This is a genomic window from Fulvivirga maritima, assembly GCF_021389955.1.
Taxonomy (GTDB): domain Bacteria; phylum Bacteroidota; class Bacteroidia; order Cytophagales; family Cyclobacteriaceae; genus Fulvivirga; species Fulvivirga maritima.
In genome coordinates, this window is the sequence record NZ_CP089980.1 from 823,295 (window position 1) to 841,592 (window position 18,298).

General features: G+C 40.4%; 6 protein-coding genes. 4 read left to right on the top strand and 2 right to left on the bottom strand.

The window, feature by feature from the left end; genetic code table 11:
* Positions 1–350: 350 nt before the first annotated feature.
* Positions 351–1,928, bottom strand: a complete 1,578-nt coding sequence (locus LVD15_RS03450; RefSeq protein ID WP_233778917.1) for a hypothetical protein — start codon at positions 1,926–1,928, stop codon at positions 351–353.
* 308 nt (positions 1,929–2,236) lie between these two features.
* Between LVD15_RS03450 and LVD15_RS03455 the strand changes: the two genes are divergently transcribed.
* The 4 genes from LVD15_RS03455 to LVD15_RS03470 all read left to right on the top strand — a co-directional run bounded on the left by LVD15_RS03455 (position 2,237) and on the right by LVD15_RS03470 (position 14,374).
* The gene (locus LVD15_RS03455; RefSeq protein ID WP_233778919.1) at positions 2,237–4,807 is read left to right on the top strand and encodes a phosphoenolpyruvate carboxylase; all 2,571 of its coding nucleotides are present in this window, start codon (positions 2,237–2,239) and stop codon (positions 4,805–4,807) included.
* A gap of 490 nt (positions 4,808–5,297) precedes the next feature.
* Positions 5,298–8,813 (top strand): two-component regulator propeller domain-containing protein, encoded by a 3,516-nt coding sequence (locus LVD15_RS03460; protein ID WP_233778921.1) that lies wholly within the window; start codon positions 5,298–5,300, stop codon positions 8,811–8,813.
* 160 nt (positions 8,814–8,973) lie between these two features.
* Positions 8,974–11,220, top strand: a complete 2,247-nt coding sequence (locus LVD15_RS03465; protein WP_233778923.1) for a cellulase family glycosylhydrolase — start codon at positions 8,974–8,976, stop codon at positions 11,218–11,220.
* Between the two features lie 115 nt (positions 11,221–11,335).
* A complete protein-coding gene (locus LVD15_RS03470) occupies positions 11,336–14,374 on the top strand; it encodes a glycoside hydrolase family 48 protein (protein ID WP_233778925.1) in 3,039 nt (1,012 codons plus the stop codon).
* Positions 14,375–14,472: 98 nt separating this feature from the next.
* On the opposite strand, the gene LVD15_RS03475 is transcribed toward LVD15_RS03470, so the two are convergent.
* Positions 14,473–18,135: a PKD domain-containing protein gene (locus LVD15_RS03475; RefSeq protein ID WP_233778926.1), complete on the bottom strand. Its 3,663-nt coding sequence runs from the start codon at positions 18,133–18,135 to the stop codon at positions 14,473–14,475.
* Positions 18,136–18,298: the final 163 nt, after the last annotated feature.

Genomic DNA, 18,298 nt, shown 5'->3' on the forward strand with positions numbered 1-18,298 from the left:
TTGTAGCTGAAAATAAAAATATACACAAAAAATTAGTCAATAAATTGATAAAATTTGAACAAAAAACATCTTTTATTAACTTTGAAATATCAATTAACGAATTGATCTACACTGTAGGGTGATGAAACAGGCAGACATGCCCTCCGGTCTCGGGGGTGGAGGTCACGGGATAAACTCTTTCAGGTATCCAATAACACTTAAAAGCACTAACCGCTCCGTGGAGGTTCGAATCCTCCCTCTACAGCAAAGGCAATAGCCTTTTTTCAAATAGTGAGAATTCCTTGTATTGCACAGAATGTTTAAACAGCTACCTGACGCTTTCCTAATCATCAGGTAGTTTGTTTAACTTCTTATTTTATTACTTCAGGGTCTAACTCCAGCTTGTAAAGCATATCTCGTTTATTTCCTATATAAGCTTCAAAATAGAACTTCAGATGTTTACCTATCAAAACATCATCGATATGGAACTGCTTCAAGTCATTTCCAGCTACATTACGAAGGTCGAATAATATATAATGTTCCTTTTCTCCTGTTATGTCGTTGATGGTATAAACTGAAATAAATCCACCAGCTCCTCCTCTATGAATATCCGGCCTGTCATTATCTGCAATATTGGCATTCTTAATATGATCAGGCATCATAAAGTAGTGAGTTTTATTCTTATCATAATAAGTGTAAAGAGCCCCTATATTCTGGTATGAGTGTGTGTTATCAGCACCCCCAATATGGTGTTTGTTTATATTCTTAGCCCACAAGACTTCACCTGCTGCATTTATTTTCATACCAACTACATCCTCTAAATGCAAGATATCTCTGGTTCTTCCCATATCATATTCACTCAAAATATAGCTAACCTCGCCCCATAACATCCAACTACCATCTTTCCTAGGCTCAACTTCTTTCAGCACCAAATTTCTTATTCCTAGATCGTAATCTTTCTCAATAAATTCAACTGAATCCCTTTTAGGCATCACATCATACAACAATTGCTTCGGGAAAAGCACTTTCTTCTCATCTAGAATTTTTCCTTCCTTTGTAATCTGAGCCATATACACTCCCTTAGCACTCACTTCATTATCTATTTTAGCCAAGCTGTGCCTTTTTTCAATATGATCACCAAAATAGCCTATCATCATAAAGTTACCGGTAGTGTCTTCTCTGAGAGTAACATCATTCATATAAGCCAGTTCTTCAGATTCCAGAAGATTTAAACTCACCTCACCGTCCATAAATTTAATGAAGTGATATTTTTCTTCTGCTCTTATTAAGCCATAGATAGTACCATCATTTGCTAATTCAATATCTAAATACTCTACCTCATCTCTTTGATATGGAAAGTCTAACACTCCACGAGTCAACTCATTTAGGTTATCATCAAAAACATAAGCCAAGACTTTTTCATCTTGATCATTAACACTGTTTTTAATACGATAACAAAATAGCAGTTTTGATTTATCCTGAGAAAGGTAAGGGTGAAAGAGAGGTCTTTTGAAAGCATACTTTAGTCCCTTTGCCACTGAAAATAACAATTTATATTCTTTAAGCCGCAAACTTTCCAAATCAACTTCACTAATGTACAAATCCCAATCAGCCAGCAAGTTCTTTTGATCTGTAAAAAATAAATATACCTTGCCTTGTTTTTTTAATAGCGCTTGTGGAACGTAGCGCTTAGACATACTTTCGTCTGTATTCTGCTTAATTTGATACAAGTGCTGTGCATCAAATTCCTGAAAGACAACCCCTTTCTTCTGAAATTTGACACTTAAAATTTGTGTACTATCATTTATAAATGTGAAAATCTCTTCATAATTGTCTTCAACGTTATAGAAATTGCCCCATTCTAGTTTATATCCGTCCGACAGCTGCTGACCACTGACCGTAAAAAAAGATGAAAAAATGAAAATGATTAAAAAATATAAGTGCTTCATATTGTGAAATTTGGCACTAATTTAAAAAATTGATCCTTTTGCTACTCACCAAATGATATATCTTATAAAATTTATGTCTTTTAAATATTTCACAAAATATATAGCCATAACTGAATCATTTTTCATTGAATCATAAAAAATGAAGTATAAAATTCTGATTCTTCAAATTTAATGACCAAAATGAGAGCTCTGTTTACTGATGTTAAATAAACTACGCATTTTTGTTAAACATAATTTCCTTTTATTTGTCAATGTAAAGGGCCTGTGCCTAAGAGAAAAACTCTCTAAATAATGGAAAAATAGATTCTATGAATGCTATAAACAAAATTCAAAATTACAATAAGCAGGTAGGCTTGAAATTTCAGCTCTACAATAGCTTATTTACCAACCTTCCTTTTCACCGTGTAGAAAAAACGGGCATATTGCTATCTACCTTTCTACTACACTGTGAAGATGGATTCAAAAAAAACCAAAGCCCAGTTGAAATCATTGACTCCTTTTTTAAACAAAGCACTTCTTACGACGATCCCCAGGAGCAATTAGACCTACTTTTCAGATTTATTCAATACACTGAAAGACAAATAGTACTTTTTGATGCTGTAGAAGAGGCCGCTTTTAGTGAAATATATGATCTAAAAGGTGTAGGTACCTTAAAGCACTTGGAATCTGAGGTGGTACAGTCTAAAAAACAAGATGAACTGGCTAAAAAACTAAAAGACTTTTCTGTAAGACTAGTCCTTACTGCTCACCCTACGCAGTTTTACCCTAGTGAAGTTCTGGGTATAATCAATGACCTATCAAGAGCAGTAGCTGAAGATAATACAAGTGAGGTGAATAGCTTATTACAACAGCTGGGAAAAACGCCTTTCTTTAAAAAAGAAAAACCAACCCCGTATGACGAAGCCGTAAACCTTATATGGTTTTTAAGACATAGGTTCTACAAAGCGGCTGGTAAAATTATGTCTGAGTTTAAATCTCAGTTTCCTGATGAAGTAAACGAGACTAACTCACTTATACGCATGGGCTTTTGGCCTGGCGGCGATAGAGACGGAAACCCTTTTGTAAAAGTAAACACCACTAAAAAAGTGGCTGCTGAACTAAGAGCAGGTCTTCTCAAAGCTTATTATGAAGATGTTCATATGCTAAGAAGAAGGTTGACTTTTAAAGGTGTAGATAGTGTATTGGCTAATCTGGAAGAGAAGATTTACCTTAATTTATCTGCCCCTGAAAAGCACAGTGACCTCTCTAAAGATGAAATGATCAGCACGCTGAAAGGAATTCAAAAAACATTATGGGAGAAGCACAATGGCCTTTTCTCTGAAATGGTTGAAGATCTACTCAGAAAAGTGGAGCTTTTCGGTCTTTATTTTGCCTCTCTGGATATCCGTCAGGATAGTTCAGTACATACAGACCTCATGGCTGAAGTAGCTAAAAAGACCTCTGCTCTTCCTGATAACTACACTCAACTGTCTGACGAAGAAAAAATTGAAGCGATACTCAATATCAATGAGGTAATAGATCCTTCCATTTTTGAAGACGAGCTTTTTAGAGATACATTAGAAACTATCGCTTCTGTGAAAATGATTCAGAAGCAAAATGGAGAAGAAGGTTGCCATCGCTACATCATTAGCCACAGCACCAGTGCGCTGGATGTTATGAATGTATTTGGCTTATTTAAACTTTCCGGCTGGGACGCCAATGACCTTAAAGTAGATATAGTGCCGCTGTTTGAGTCTGTAGAAGATTTGAATAACGCCTCTGAGGTAATGAATTCATTATATAAGAATGAAGTGTACCGCAAGCACCTGACCAACAGAAAAGATATCCAAACCATTATGGTAGGCTTCTCTGATGGTACCAAGGATGGTGGGTATTTAATGGCGAACTTCGGTATTTATAAAGCCAAAGAAGAGTTAACCAAAACATCTAAAGCTAATGATATTCAGGTAGTGTTCTTTGACGGACGTGGTGGACCTCCTGCCAGAGGTGGAGGTAGAACCCACCAGTTCTACGCATCACTGGGTAGCAATATTGCCAATAAAGAAATACAGCTTACTATACAAGGCCAAACCATTAGCTCTAATTTTGGTACTGTAGAAAGTGCTCGTTTTAATCTGGAGCAGCTTATGCACGCCGGCATTAGTAATGAACTGTTTTATGCCGGACAGGTTACTCAAACTAAAGAAGGTGATGATTTACTCCTTCAGTTATCTCAGAAGAGTTATCAGGCATATGAAGACCTTAAGAATCACCCTGCCTTCTTAGAGTATCTGAATGAGGTGAGCCCACTAAAATACTACGGACAAGCTAACATAGGTAGTCGTCCTTCCAAGCGTAAGCCTGGCAAGCTCAATCTGGATGATCTGCGAGCTGTACCTTATGTAGGTTCATGGAGCCAATTGAAGCAAAACTTACCAGGATATTATGGTGTAGGTTATGCCCTTGAACAAATGGAAGCAGAAGGAAAATGGAATGAAGTATGTAAGTTATACAAAGACTCACTGTTCTTCAAAACCCTACTTGATAACTGCGAAATGGCGATGTGCAAATGTTTCTTCCCATTAACAGCTTATCTGGCAGAGCACCCTGTATATGGTGAACTTTGGACTTTAATTCACGAAGAGTTTAAAAGAACCAAGGCCTATATGCTAAAATTAACCGGTACTTCTGAGTTGATGGGAGATAAGCCTATAAACAGAGTGTCTATCCAAATGAGACAGCGCATTGAGCTACCTCTACTTACTATTCAGCAATATGCTCTTAATAGAATAAGAGAAATACAAGCAGCTGAAGGAGAAGCTGCCAACATAGATGTATATGAAAAAATGGTTGTAAGATGCTCTTTCGGTATTATTAATGCCGGTAGAAATTCTGCTTAAAGCGTAAAAAATAACATTCTAAAAAAGCTCAATTCTAGCATAGAATTGAGCTTTTTCTATTCTTAGCCCTTCTTATTTCTTCTTTAACCTACAGAAAACTCCTAAACTTTCTGATGTATGTTATATTAATATTTTATAAGTATAGTTAGATTTTTTTTACTTAAATTCTATTTAAATAAACCTAAACTCTATGCTACTATATAAATCTACATGCGCACTTACCTATGACAGTCCACCTCATCTCAACAGTAAGACTACCTGTTCTTTTCTGTTGTGAATAGGGTCTGTTTCAAAAGTAACTCTTAAGTCAGAATCAGGCACTCGAAATCTTTCGTAATAGGGAATAGGAAGATGTTTCCAGTACCTATGTGACATTCACTAACCAAGTAACCACTTTTGAGACAGTCCCCTGAAATTGGTGGCTTTATTTCTTTATTGAAAACCTACCTATGTAGCTGGTAGAGTAGAAGGCAACTGAAAAAGGAGAGTGATGAGACTTGTACCAATCATAATCATACTGTGTGTAGCAGTTAATATGGCTATTGGCCAGACCTCGCAAGAGGACTTTCGTATTTATTCTAAAAAAGACGGACTATCAGGAAACAATGTAACCTCATTTGCACAAACCCCTGATGGCTACCTTTGGCTGGGTACTACTGATGGTCTCAATAGATATGATGGCTATTCTTTTAAAGTTTTTAAGCATCATGAAAATGATACCTCCTCTATCTCTGATAATTACATTACCGCTCTTTATGTAGATCATACCGGAGCTTTATGGATAGGCACTAAAACCAAAGGCCTGAATAGGTATAGACCAGCCGATGAAACCTTCGAACACTTTTTACATAATAACTACAACCCCACTTCCATTACTGATCCTTTTATCACTTGCATTACTGAAGATGCTAACAACCAGCTCTGGATAGGCACCAGCATGGGGCTTAACCTTTATAACAAGAAAACCAACACATTCAAACGCTATTTTCATGAAACTGAAGTACTTATAGATAATAGTAGCATTCAAAAGTTAAAAGAAGAAGATACTCCAGTAAGTATTATCAGCAAACTCAAACCAATCAAGAATATCATTTTCCCTAATGTATCTCAATTTTCATTAGCTCTAGAAAAACAACTCGGCACTGCACCCACAAAAAAGTATACAGAAACAATACTGAAACATGTAAAAACAAAAATGCATGGAGATCATATTCAAACCCTGGAGCCCGATAGAGATGGTAATATTTGGGTAGGATATATGAACAGAGGGCTCTATCATTTTAATCCTCACAGCAATTTTCTTGAAAAAATAGACTCTAAAGAAGGAGACAAAATCAATAACATCAACTCATTATTAATAGATGGAAGTCAATTATGGATAGGTGAAACCAATGGCAATCTCAAGTTGATGGATCTGCAAACCAACAAAATCACACATGCCACTTTTGAGCAGGCTCCGGGCAGTATAGAAGCACTATATAAAGAGCAGGATGGCACCTTATGGGCAGGCACTGATATTGGTATTTTCAGCACTCGCAATAACGACACCTTTCTGCATAAAAAATTCAAAAACACCGCCTCAGCCTATTACACGGGTAAATGTATATATCAAGACAATGAAAAAAACATATGGATAGCCCTGGATCAGCGAGGAGTTAAAATAATTCCATATCAAAAAACAGCTCCTATCACCACTCATTTCAAAACTCAAGATTCATTGTCGTTAGAGAGTATTTCTTCCGTAATGCAGGACCATCAGCAAAACCTTTGGATTGGTTATTATTCAGGTGGTATTTCTTTATGGAACAGCCAAAAACAGGAGATCACTTATTTTGAACCACAAAAAGGCAGCGGTTTAGGCAAGGGGTCTGTTTACACTATATTCGAAGATAACAAACATAATATATGGATAGGCACCTATGACGGCGGACTGCAGAAATATCAAGCCGAGGAAAAATCATTTGTGAAAATTCCTATTGAAGATTCCCTTGACAAGGAAGATAGATTAGATATAAGAGATATAAAACAAGATCATAAAGGCAATTTATGGATGGCTTCTCATGGTCATGGGCTCATTAAATACAATCCAAATACCGAAGAGGTAAAAGTGATTAAGGCCAATTATCTGAAATGGGAGCACAGCCTAGCTAACGACTGGCTGTACACGCTGGCTATAGACGCCAAAAATCAAATATGGATCGGCAGTGTAGCCGGAGTAACCTTATACAATACCCAAAAGCAATCTTTTAAAACCTTTAATGATAAAAACAGCAATATATCTCACAACCAGGTCCGTAGCCTTTTTATTGATGACAAGCAACGTGTTTGGGTGGGCACCGAAGATGGCCTCAACCTAACAGACACAGCCTTTAGCGGCACTTTTAAAACCTACTCATCGTCTGCCGGACTCACAGAACCCAACATTACAGCCATTACAGAAGATCCATTCGGCACCATCTGGACAGCCACTAAAAATGGCATTTACACCTATGACAAACTCTCCGACAGGTTCGTATCAGTAAGAAACAATGACAATTTTGATCATAATGAGCTTTTTCATGGCTCATACACTATTGGCGATGATGGAAAGATTCATTTCGGAGGGAATCAGGGGCTAATCACGATTAATCCATCTCCAGAGATCAGTGACACCCCCAAAATACCACTGTTTTTCACTCAAATGATTAATTTCAATGAAGCTGATAGTAGTAAAATGCTACTATCACCAAAGCAATCTGGCTCCATAAAAATCCCTTACAATAGAAATAACTTTGTACTTCACTACGTAGGCATCAACCTTAGCAACCCAGCTCAGACGCAATACAGCTATAAATTAGAAGGTAAGGAAAAGCAATGGACCCAAGGAGGCAAAGATTTGAAAGTAATTTATCATGATTTACCTCCAGGCAAATACACTTTCATGCTTAAAGCTACCAACAAAAATGGCCTTTGGAGGCAAGAACCCGTTACCTTAACCATAGTAGTAAGTCGTCCTTTTTGGATGGCATGGAGCACTTATCTGATTGTCCTTATCATAATTGCAGGCTCAGGATTCTACCTGAAAAAGAAAAAAATTAAAACTGTAGCTCCTCATTATGCATTCACACCTGATTTCAACTTTCCTTTTGTTTATACGAAAAACCTACAGTTTATTGACTACTTAAAAAGTGATAAAGAGGCCTTTTCCCAAATTCGCTTCCAGTTGCTGAATTATATATCTCCCTTCAACACCAGCCTGAAGACAAAAACTCTACCTCTAATCTTAATTCTGGACAATGAAAATTTTGCTGCCTATGAAAAAAAGCTCTCCCATGATTTTGATATCGAGAAGGCCTATAGCGAAAAAGAAGCCTTTCTTATTGCCATGAATAACCAGCCTGACATCATTATTTCTAAAACCATAAATGATAAAATGGATGGCATTAGACTCTGTCATAAAATTAAATCTGATCCAAGAACGGCTTTTATTCCGGTAATACTTACCACCCATAAAATATCTGAAGAAGAAATGCTTCAAAGCATGTCTGCCGGGGCTGAAGATTATCTGCCCTACTCATCAAAAATGCTTTTCTTAAAAACTAAACTTACCAACCTAATCCGGCTTAAGCGAAATATTACAGAGCATACTCTTTTCACTTACGGCTCTCAAGAGAGTCAGGAAGATTATAATAACATCCACTCTACTGACTTTCTCAGCTCAGTTCAAAAAATCATTCATGAACATATCAGTGATGATTCCTTTGGCCCCAATCATTTGGCTTCTAAACTCAATATGAGCAGGTCTCAACTTTACAAAAAAGTAAAAAAAGAATTTGGTCAATCGGTAAGCATTCTTATCAGAAATATGAGGCTGCAAAAAGCACTTGACCTACTCAAAAGCTCCCAGATGAATATAGCAGAAATAGCCTATAAAGTAGGGTTTACAGACCCGGGTTATTTTACCAGATGCTTCAAAAACTATTATGGCAAATCTCCCTCTGAGTATTTACAAGCAGAGCAAAAGTAACACCCTCCAAATCCGCCCCAAAAGGCCATTTGAGACAATAGTACAAGGTGTGGACAATAGTCCTACTGTGAAACAATAGTTTAATTGATTGATAAAATAGTGACTATGTTCATTGAATAAAGGAGGTAACTTCAATGAACAAACCTAAAACCACGTGGATATGAAAAAACTCTACTACACTACTAAGAATTTACTAAACCACCTCACCCTAACCTTTGTCTTACTCGTACTAGTTCCATCCCCAGGTCTCCCTCAAAACTTCCTCAGTACTGAGGGAGACCACCTTATAGATGCCAATGGCAATGAGGTGCGCCTCACAGGGGTAAACTGGTTTGGCTTTGAGACCAATGAACTGGTTCCTCACGGGCTGTGGGCCAGAGACCTTGAAAGCATGCTTATTCAGATAAAAGATCAGGGATTTAACTGCATCCGTATCCCTTGGTGTAATGCCATGCTGGCGCCGGGAGCTACTGCCTCTGTCAACTCCTTTGGCACAGATCCTTACACAGGTGTTAGCCCTATGAATGCTGAAGCAGCCACCAAATCACAGCCTATAGAAATTATGGATATCATTGTAGAATGGTGTCAGGAAAATGATATGAAAATCATATTAGACAACCATTCTCGTGCCCCCGGCGCTTACATGGAAGAAGACCTGTGGTACACCAGTGCCGTGCCTGAAAGCCAATGGATAGATGATTGGGTATTTATGACTAATAGATACAAAAATTATGATGCCGTAATAGGCATGGATCTTAATAATGAGCCGCATGATCGTGCTACCTGGGGCAACTCTAACCCCGCGACTGACTGGAACAAAGCCGCAGAAAGATGCGGAAATGCGATCTTAGCTGTTAACCCCAATGTACTCATATTAGTGGAAGGCACAGAAGAGCACCTTGGCGATGTGTACTGGTGGGGCGGTAACCTTATAGGAGCGGCTCAATATCCTGTACAATTGAACGTGCCCAATAAGCTCATGTACTCACCACATGAGTATGGCCCAACGGTATTCCCTCAAGACTGGTTTACAGATCCTGCTTTCCCTAGCAACATGCCTGGAATTTGGGATGAGCACTTCGGATACTTATATAATCAGGACATTTCTCCACTACTTATAGGCGAATTTGGAATAAGAGATTCTGAAGGAGCGGATGAAATTTGGTTCGATTCCTTTTTGGAATACATGGGCAATGACTATTCATGGACTTTCTGGTGTTGGAATCCTAACTCAGGAGATACAGGAGGTCTTTTAGACTACTCATGGGTAAATATAGTAGACTGGAAAATGGAGAAGCTTACCCCCTACTTAGCTCCTATGATTCCCAATGGCAATGTAGGTCCGCCTGCCGATGAACTCATTACCTCCACTAGCTCAATCAGCTTTAGTGCTTCTTCAGCAAGTTCAGAAATTTCTATCCAATCAAATATTTCATGGACAGCCAGCACCTCCACATCTTGGATATCTCTATCTCCCACCAGCGGCTCTGGAAATGGCACATTGACAGTATCAGTAACAGAAAATACCGATTCAACTGCAAGGAGTGGAAATATTACCCTTACCGGCAACGACATAGTAAGAACTATTGAAGTATCACAAAATGCCAGCAGCTCAGATAGCTTATTCTTAACCTTATCACCTCAGTCATTGGAGTTTGAGGCAGGTTCAGCTACAGCTTCCTTAAGCATATCATCTAACATCAGCTGGGCTGCAAGCACTACTGTCAGCTGGATAACCATCAGCCCTGCAACAGGCAGCGGCTCAGGAAACATAGACATTTCAGTAAGCGCTAATACCTCCTCAGAAAGAAGTGCTGAGGTCATAGTTAGCGGTGAAGGAATCTCTGCTTCGGTAACTATAAGCCAGGCAGAAGCAGATAATGAAGGCCCCTGTTCAAATGCCACAGAAATTTCCCTTCCTTTCACCCATGAAGGATCGGGCAATTTCTGCTGGATAACCTCTGACAACATAAGCTATGTCAACTCATGGAATATGGAGCAGGTAGAAATCAATGGCTCAGACTATACCAACACCTGGTCTAACACCATGCCCACTAGAATAAACGGCAGCTATTACATTCATTATGTAGCCAATTTCGCTTATTCTCATTTGGAAATCAATGCTAACACCAGCAATGCCAGGTTAGCATCAGATCAGATTAAGGATACTTCTTTGAAAATCTACCCTAACCCTACTGCAGGAGCTATTACCATTCAAACGGATAAGTATGAAAGCCTGCAGGTTATCATTTATGATACTCAGGGCAGGTTAACTTACGAAGAAACCTTAAATAACGTAGCTAATATACATACCATAGAGCCGAAGATTGCCCCCGGGTTATACACACTTCAGGTGCTCAATAACAGCGAGATTATTCACTCAGAACAAGTAATCTTCAAAGACTAAAACACAAAATACCTCAAGAGCCTGATAGCTGCTTTTCAAAAGCAGCCTGGCCTTGTATTGCCTTAATCCTTTTAAATCGAAAACCAACTTTTAATCATAATAAACGATAACACTTATGAAAAAACCATTAATCATCTATTCATTATGCATGGTGTGCTTTATCATGAGCATCCACTCGGCCGTGGGCCAAACCAACGAATATTTAGAGCGGTTTTTACAGCTTAGAGAAAAGGTAAACAACCCAGCCAATGGCTATTTTAGCCCTGATGGAGTTCCTTATCACTCTGTAGAGACGCTCATTGTAGAAGCACCAGACTATGGACATGAGACTGTAAGTGAAACCTACTCTTATTGGCTATGGATGGAAGCCCTTTATGGCAAAATAGAAGGCGACTGGCAACCTCTGAATGCTGCATGGCAAAATATGGATGACAACATCATCCCTACTACTGAGCTACAGCCTACAGCCGGAAACTATAACCCGAATTCACCTGCCACTTATGCTGCAGAATTCCCTCTTCCTTCATACTACCCATCTCCTTTGCAGCCAGGCATTCCTGTAGGTCAGGATCCTATTTCTTCTGAGCTGACTGCAGCTTACGGAGATAGAGTTTATGGTATGCACTGGCTATTAGATAGTGATAACTTCTATGGCTATGGAAACCAAGGTGATGGTGTAAGCACTCCTTCTTACATTAACACCTTCCAAAGAGGTGAAGAAGAATCAGTATGGGAAACTATACCACAGCCCTCTTGGGATGAGTTTAACTTCGGAGGTCAGTACGGCTACCTGGATTTATTTACTGAGGAAGCACAAGCACCTGCTGCTCAGTGGAAATATACTAATGCTCCTGATGCTGATGCCAGAGCGGTACAAGTAATGTATTGGGCATACCTTTGGGCTGAAGAACAAGGTTTAGACCCTGAAAGTACGCTACCTGTAGCTGAAGCCAGTAAAATGGGTGACTTTTTAAGGTTAGCTATGTTTGATAAATATTTTAAACCGATGGGGGTTCAAAGTGCTTCTGCTCCAGGGGCCACTGGTTATGAAAGCGCTCACTATCTAATGTCATGGTATTATGCATGGGGTGGCCCTACCTCTACTTCTCAAAATTGGGCTTGGAGAATTGGCTGTAGCCATAACCACTTTGGATACCAAAACCCTGTGGCAGCTTATGCTTTAAGTGAGTTTGACCCTTTAAAGCCTGTCACTCCTAATGGAGCCAGAGACTGGGGCACCAGTCTTGAGCGACAGTTAGAATTTTACCAGTGGTTACAGTCAGACGAAGGTGCCATAGCTGGTGGAGCTACTAACAGCTGGAATGGAGACTACAGTGCTTACCCTGCCGGAACTCCTACATTTTATGACATGGCATATACTGAAAGTCCTGTTTACAATGATCCGGGTAGTAACACCTGGTTTGGATGGCAAGCATGGTCTATGGAGCGTATGGCTGAGTATTATTACATAGTAGATGATCCTCGTGCTGCAGAAGTAATGGATAAATGGGTTGACTGGGTGATCTCTGCTGTTAACCTTACTGGCGGAACTTACCAACTGCCCTCTACTCTAGAGTGGACAGGAGCTCCTAACACTTGGAATGCTGCCAACCCAATGCCTAACACAGGTCTGCATGTTGCTGTATTGGATTACAGTCAGGATGTAGGTGTAGCTGGTTGCTTGGCCAGAACACTTACTTACTATGCTGCCGCTACTGAAAAATGGGGTACATTAGATACTGATGCTCAAAACCTGGCTAAAGAGCTTTTGGATAGAGTATGGGATAACTACTGGGATGAAAACGGCATAGGTGTTTCTAACCCTGAGACCCGTGGTGATTATGATCGATTCTTCGAGCAAGAGGTGTATGTGCCTGCTGGCTGGAGTGGTGAAATGCCTAATGGCGATGACATTGAGCCTGGTATCACTTTCTTAGACATCCGCTCAGACTACAGAAACGACCCTGACTTTCCAGCTCTGGAAGCAGCCTACAATTCAGGAACTGATTACACTACCTACTACCACAGATATTGGGCTCAGGCCGATGTGGCTATTGCCAATGCTATCTATGGTATGTTCTTCGGAGAAGGCTCAGATGTCAATCATGCTCCTGATGCCGTAGCTACTGCAGATGTACTTTCAGGAGACGCACCACTACTAGTAAGTTTTGATGGTTCTGAATCAAGCGATCCTGATGGAGATCCTATTACTTTCGCTTGGGATTTTGCAGATGGAAGTGTAGCCACAGGCGCTACTGCCACTCATGAATTCACAACACCAGGATCATATGATGTAACCCTTACAGTAACTGACAGCGCAGGACTTTCTAATGAGGCTACAATAACCATAGAAGTGGGTTCTCCTGGCAATGACGCTCCTACTGCTGCCTTTACTGCTACTCCTACTTCAGGAGAAGCCCCTTTAACCGTATCAGTAGATGCTAGTGCTTCATCAGATCCAGATTCAGATCCGCTGACTTACAGCTGGGATTTTGGAGATGGCACATCTGGAAGTGGCGTAACTGCTTCAAAAACATATTCAACATCAGGAAGTTACACCATTACCCTGACCGTTTCAGATGGTGAGTTTACTGATACGGCTACAGAAGAAATAGAAGTAGAAGAAGAACCAGATTTGGCTTGTGATTCTCCTACTCCTATAACCATGCCTTTTAGTTTTGATGGTGCAGGAGAATATTGCTGGGTAGTAAGTGGTAATGTAAGCTACATTAACTCTTGGAACACTACTTCCATCACTATTAACGGTGTGGACTATACTAATACTTGGTCTAACAGTATGCCTGCTCCCATAAATGGAAACTATTATATTCATTTTGAATCTTCAGTAGCATGGGCCCACTTTGAAATAAACGGAACCAGTTCTTCTGCCAGAATAGGAAATTCTGAAGAAAAACTTCCTATGGAAGAAATTTCATTGTTCCCTAATCCTGCCAAAGACAGATTTTATCTGAAAGGAACTAATCCTGATGCCGAAATCATGATAATGGACCTTTCTGGTAAAGTGGCTGCTGAGTTTATCAGCAAAGGTGAAAACAGACTTGAAATACCTACCAGCGGATTCCACAAAGGAATGTACCTGGTAAGAATAATAGATAGCGGTGAAGTAACTACATTATCCATTGTTGTAGAGTAATTCACTATGATTAAGGGGCTGTCTCCACTGTAGTTACTAGAATAGTAAATGCTACATTGAGACAGCCCCTTTTATTTTTCAATTTACCTATTTGAAATCTATGGCTTCACAAAGCTCTTGGTTTCTATCCTCTTTCCTTCCCTTACCTGAAGCAGATAAAATCCCTTATTTAAACTACTCAGTGATAGCTCAGCCTGAATAACTCCCTGACCACTGGCATCATATACCTCACTAAACACCACTTGTCCGGAAGAATTCAAAATCGTAAATAAAACCTCTTGAGATTCATCGTGTATAGGATAATTCACTTGCAACAATTCACCTTGCAATGGATTAGGGTAAACTTTCCATCCTTCTTTTTGAGATGGTGTTACACTTGCTAAACGAGCAGATGAAGAAGAACAAGAAGGCGGCGTAGCACTATCACTGAAGTAAATAGCAAAATCGCCACTTTGAGATACCATAACAAAATTATCTCCATCTATTGCCACATAATAAGCTCCATCCAAGCCAGCAAATCCTGAGTTTTGAAAAGTAATAGAAGGAGAAGTTGTAACAAATGATATGGTAGATACGGTTCTTAAATCATTCCACCAGCTGGGAGATCCATTATTGGTAGACATAGAGAACTGCCAGACAGAATTATGCTGAAGACTCCAGTTAATACCCATATTACTAACATTACTTAGGTTAGGTCCTCCAGTACCCAGCACATGAACATAATCATAAGTATTATTTATTGAAGGCAAAGCGGCCGATAATGGCGTTCCAAACTCACAATCTCCACCGCCGGTAGTAGGTGCTGTTACTGTAATTTCTATACTATCACTATCAGAGCCACCCTGGCCATCATCTACTGTAAGCACCACATTATACACTCCTTCTGATAAAAAAGTATGGGTTGCTAATACTCCTGAAGCCAGGCTTCCATCACCAAAATCCCAGCTGTAAGTCAGTGGATCAGCGTCAGCATCTGAAGAGGAGGAAGCATCAAAAGTAATAGCTAATGGCAGCTCACCTGCTGTAGCTGAAGCCGAAATTACTGCCACTGGAGCAGAGTTAGAAACGGTATCGACTGAATTAACCGTGATGTCCAGGCTATAATCATCAGTGGCCTGTCCATCTGAAACTGTTAAAGTTGCAGTATAACTGCCGGGTGCCATATAAGTATGAGAAATCATCTCTCCCGAGCCACTATTGCTATCACCAAAGTCCCAAGAATAGGTCAAAGGGTCATTATCCGCATCGAAAGATGCACTACCGTCAAACTCTACCAACAAAGGATCAGAGCCAGAAACAGGATCGGCTGTAAACAAGGCTGTAGGTGCTGTATTGACTGGCTGCCCTCCAGAAGGCTCTCCATATACAATACCACGGCCTGCTGTACTCATGTATACTCTCCCGAAAACATTTAAATCACCTTGCACAAACTCTCCATTGGCCAGACCTCCATATTCATGCTCATCATCATTTACCCGTACCCAGCTAGCTCCCTGATTAGTAGACATAAATACGCCGGTAACATCACTCACCGTTCCAAATATGAACACCGTAGGGTAGCTGGCTCCGGGAGCTGCTTTACCCAGGCCTACCGCTTCACAATAAGAAACCGACGATATAGCAGTAAAAGACTGCCCACTGTTAGTAGTTCTGGTAAGGCCATTCTCGGTTAAAGGCACCCACACATGTCCTTCCTGACCTAGCACCGCCCTCACCGTTTCAAAAGAGCCGGTAGACAAGGTAGCGGTTTGAGTGAAAGACACCCCTTTATCAGTACTTACATAAAAGGCTCCATCCGCTGGGTTAAACGCATAAAACTTGTTAGCATTTACCTTATCAGCTTCAGGCCTTCCTCCCGAAAAAGATAAGCCACTTACTGTGGTCCAGGCTGAGCTTTCATATCTATACATAGATGTACTCTGCTCTGGCGCCCATAAGGTAACTGCTCCATCAGTAGAAATAGCTACTTTACCTCCGCTCAGCGAAGCCGGCGGACTGGAAATATAAGTCTGCGTACTCCAGGTAAGGCCACCATCTTCTGACCACTGCACAGGCCCTATAGGAATAGTACTGTATTGCGTAATCACTTCTCTGGTTCTGGCAGCCTTCACCAGCACTTCACCCTCAACGGCATAATCCAGGCCTGTAGTAGACCCCAGCGCATATAAAGAACCTGATACATTGGTTTTATGACGGCCATTGACAGGTGAAATCTCTAGATTATTGTGCACAAAACCATCATAATCAAGAATTACTGAAACTGTAGGGCCTCCTGGGATAGTTACAACATCCGAAGGAACTGTTTCTTCAATACCATGAGCCTGAAATTGCCAGGTAGACTTTCCATGCCATACAGAATCCTGAGAATTATCTCTCCACTCTACGGTAACATAAGAGTCGCTTAAATTCTCAGTAGCCCACATGCCATTACCCGCAGTAACAAAAGCCCTTTCTGCATTAAAGGGATCAATAACAGCAGCTCCATTCCAGTGAATATTACTACCTCTTATCCAGGGAATGCCATTATCATCTAGTATATCATAATCAGGAGTTGATCCTCCTTCTTGCCAATAATATCGAAACATTTCTCTCCATGACTGCCCTCCATCTTCACTTAAATAAATATTATCTCCCCATGAATCCTGATAAGTACCATTATTATTCCAATATTGAGGGCCTCTATAGCTGTTTATAGAGGTAGCCAAAATTCGATCTTCATCATTAGGGTCAATAGAAATACCGCTGAAGGCTCCATAATGCACCTGATCTTCGCCTTCCGTCACTTTATCAAGATCAAGCATAAAATTCTCAGGAGAGATGTTCGTCCAGACTCCAGAAGTCACATTGAGCTTATAGATGGCCCCTCGATTATAGTACTCCGTAACACCATCCCACAACATGGCATGTGGCCCTCCTCCATTTCCGTAAGTAACATAAAGTTCTTCTCCATCGCTGGAAAGCGCCATTCTCTGAGGCATAATATCTCCTTGTGTAGGCCTGTCTGCTACCAGCTGCCAGGTGCTTCCGGCATCATGGCTTACATATAGATTATCATCAGGGCGAGACACACCAGCGTAAATAGTTTGGCTCACACCTGCAGAACCACTAGACGCATCAAAAGTAACGATAGCCACTCCACTTCCATTCGGCGTAGTAGTTACTGGCAAAGAGGTTACTCGTGACCAGGAGCTACCCCGGTTAGTACTTTTCCAAAGGCCATTGAAGCGGGTGCCACAAAAAATAACATTGCTGTTATTAGGGTCTACAGCCAGCCGCTCTCCATTGGCACGCCCCATGCCATTACCATGAGCAGTAAATTGATTGGTAACATTAATCTTGTCCCAGGTATTACCATAATCATCAGACCGCAAAAACATGGTCTTGCCGTCGTTCCAATAGGATGTACCTGCCAGCATATACACCCTGCCGGGCTCATTAGGATCAATAGCGATTCCATCTACCCCTAGCAGCCCCCTTTCATCGCTAGAAACCCAATCTAGCAAGGGCACCCAGCTAGCTGAGGCTTCATCCCACCGGTAAGCACCGCCCACATCAGTACGTGCATAAAAGACATTAGGATCATTTGGTGCTGCTATTACAGCCGAGACAAATCCACCACCGCCCATGGCGACATTATCCCAGGTATGCTGCCCGTAAGTAAAGGATGTGCTAATAAAACAGAGAAAAATAAAGACATAGATGTTTCTCAAACAGGTGGAGGATGCCGCACGGGCTCCTGCACCATCATAATGGTTTTCCATAACAGTAATAGGTTTAGTTTATAAATTGTATTTATTGAATTGAGGGAATTCAAGAGAATAATAGTTTTTAGCGCGTTGTCATTCAGTAGCTTATATAATTTACCTAATTAATTTCAGCGTAAGGAATCAATTCCTGCATAATTATTTTACATGTAGGGTTCTG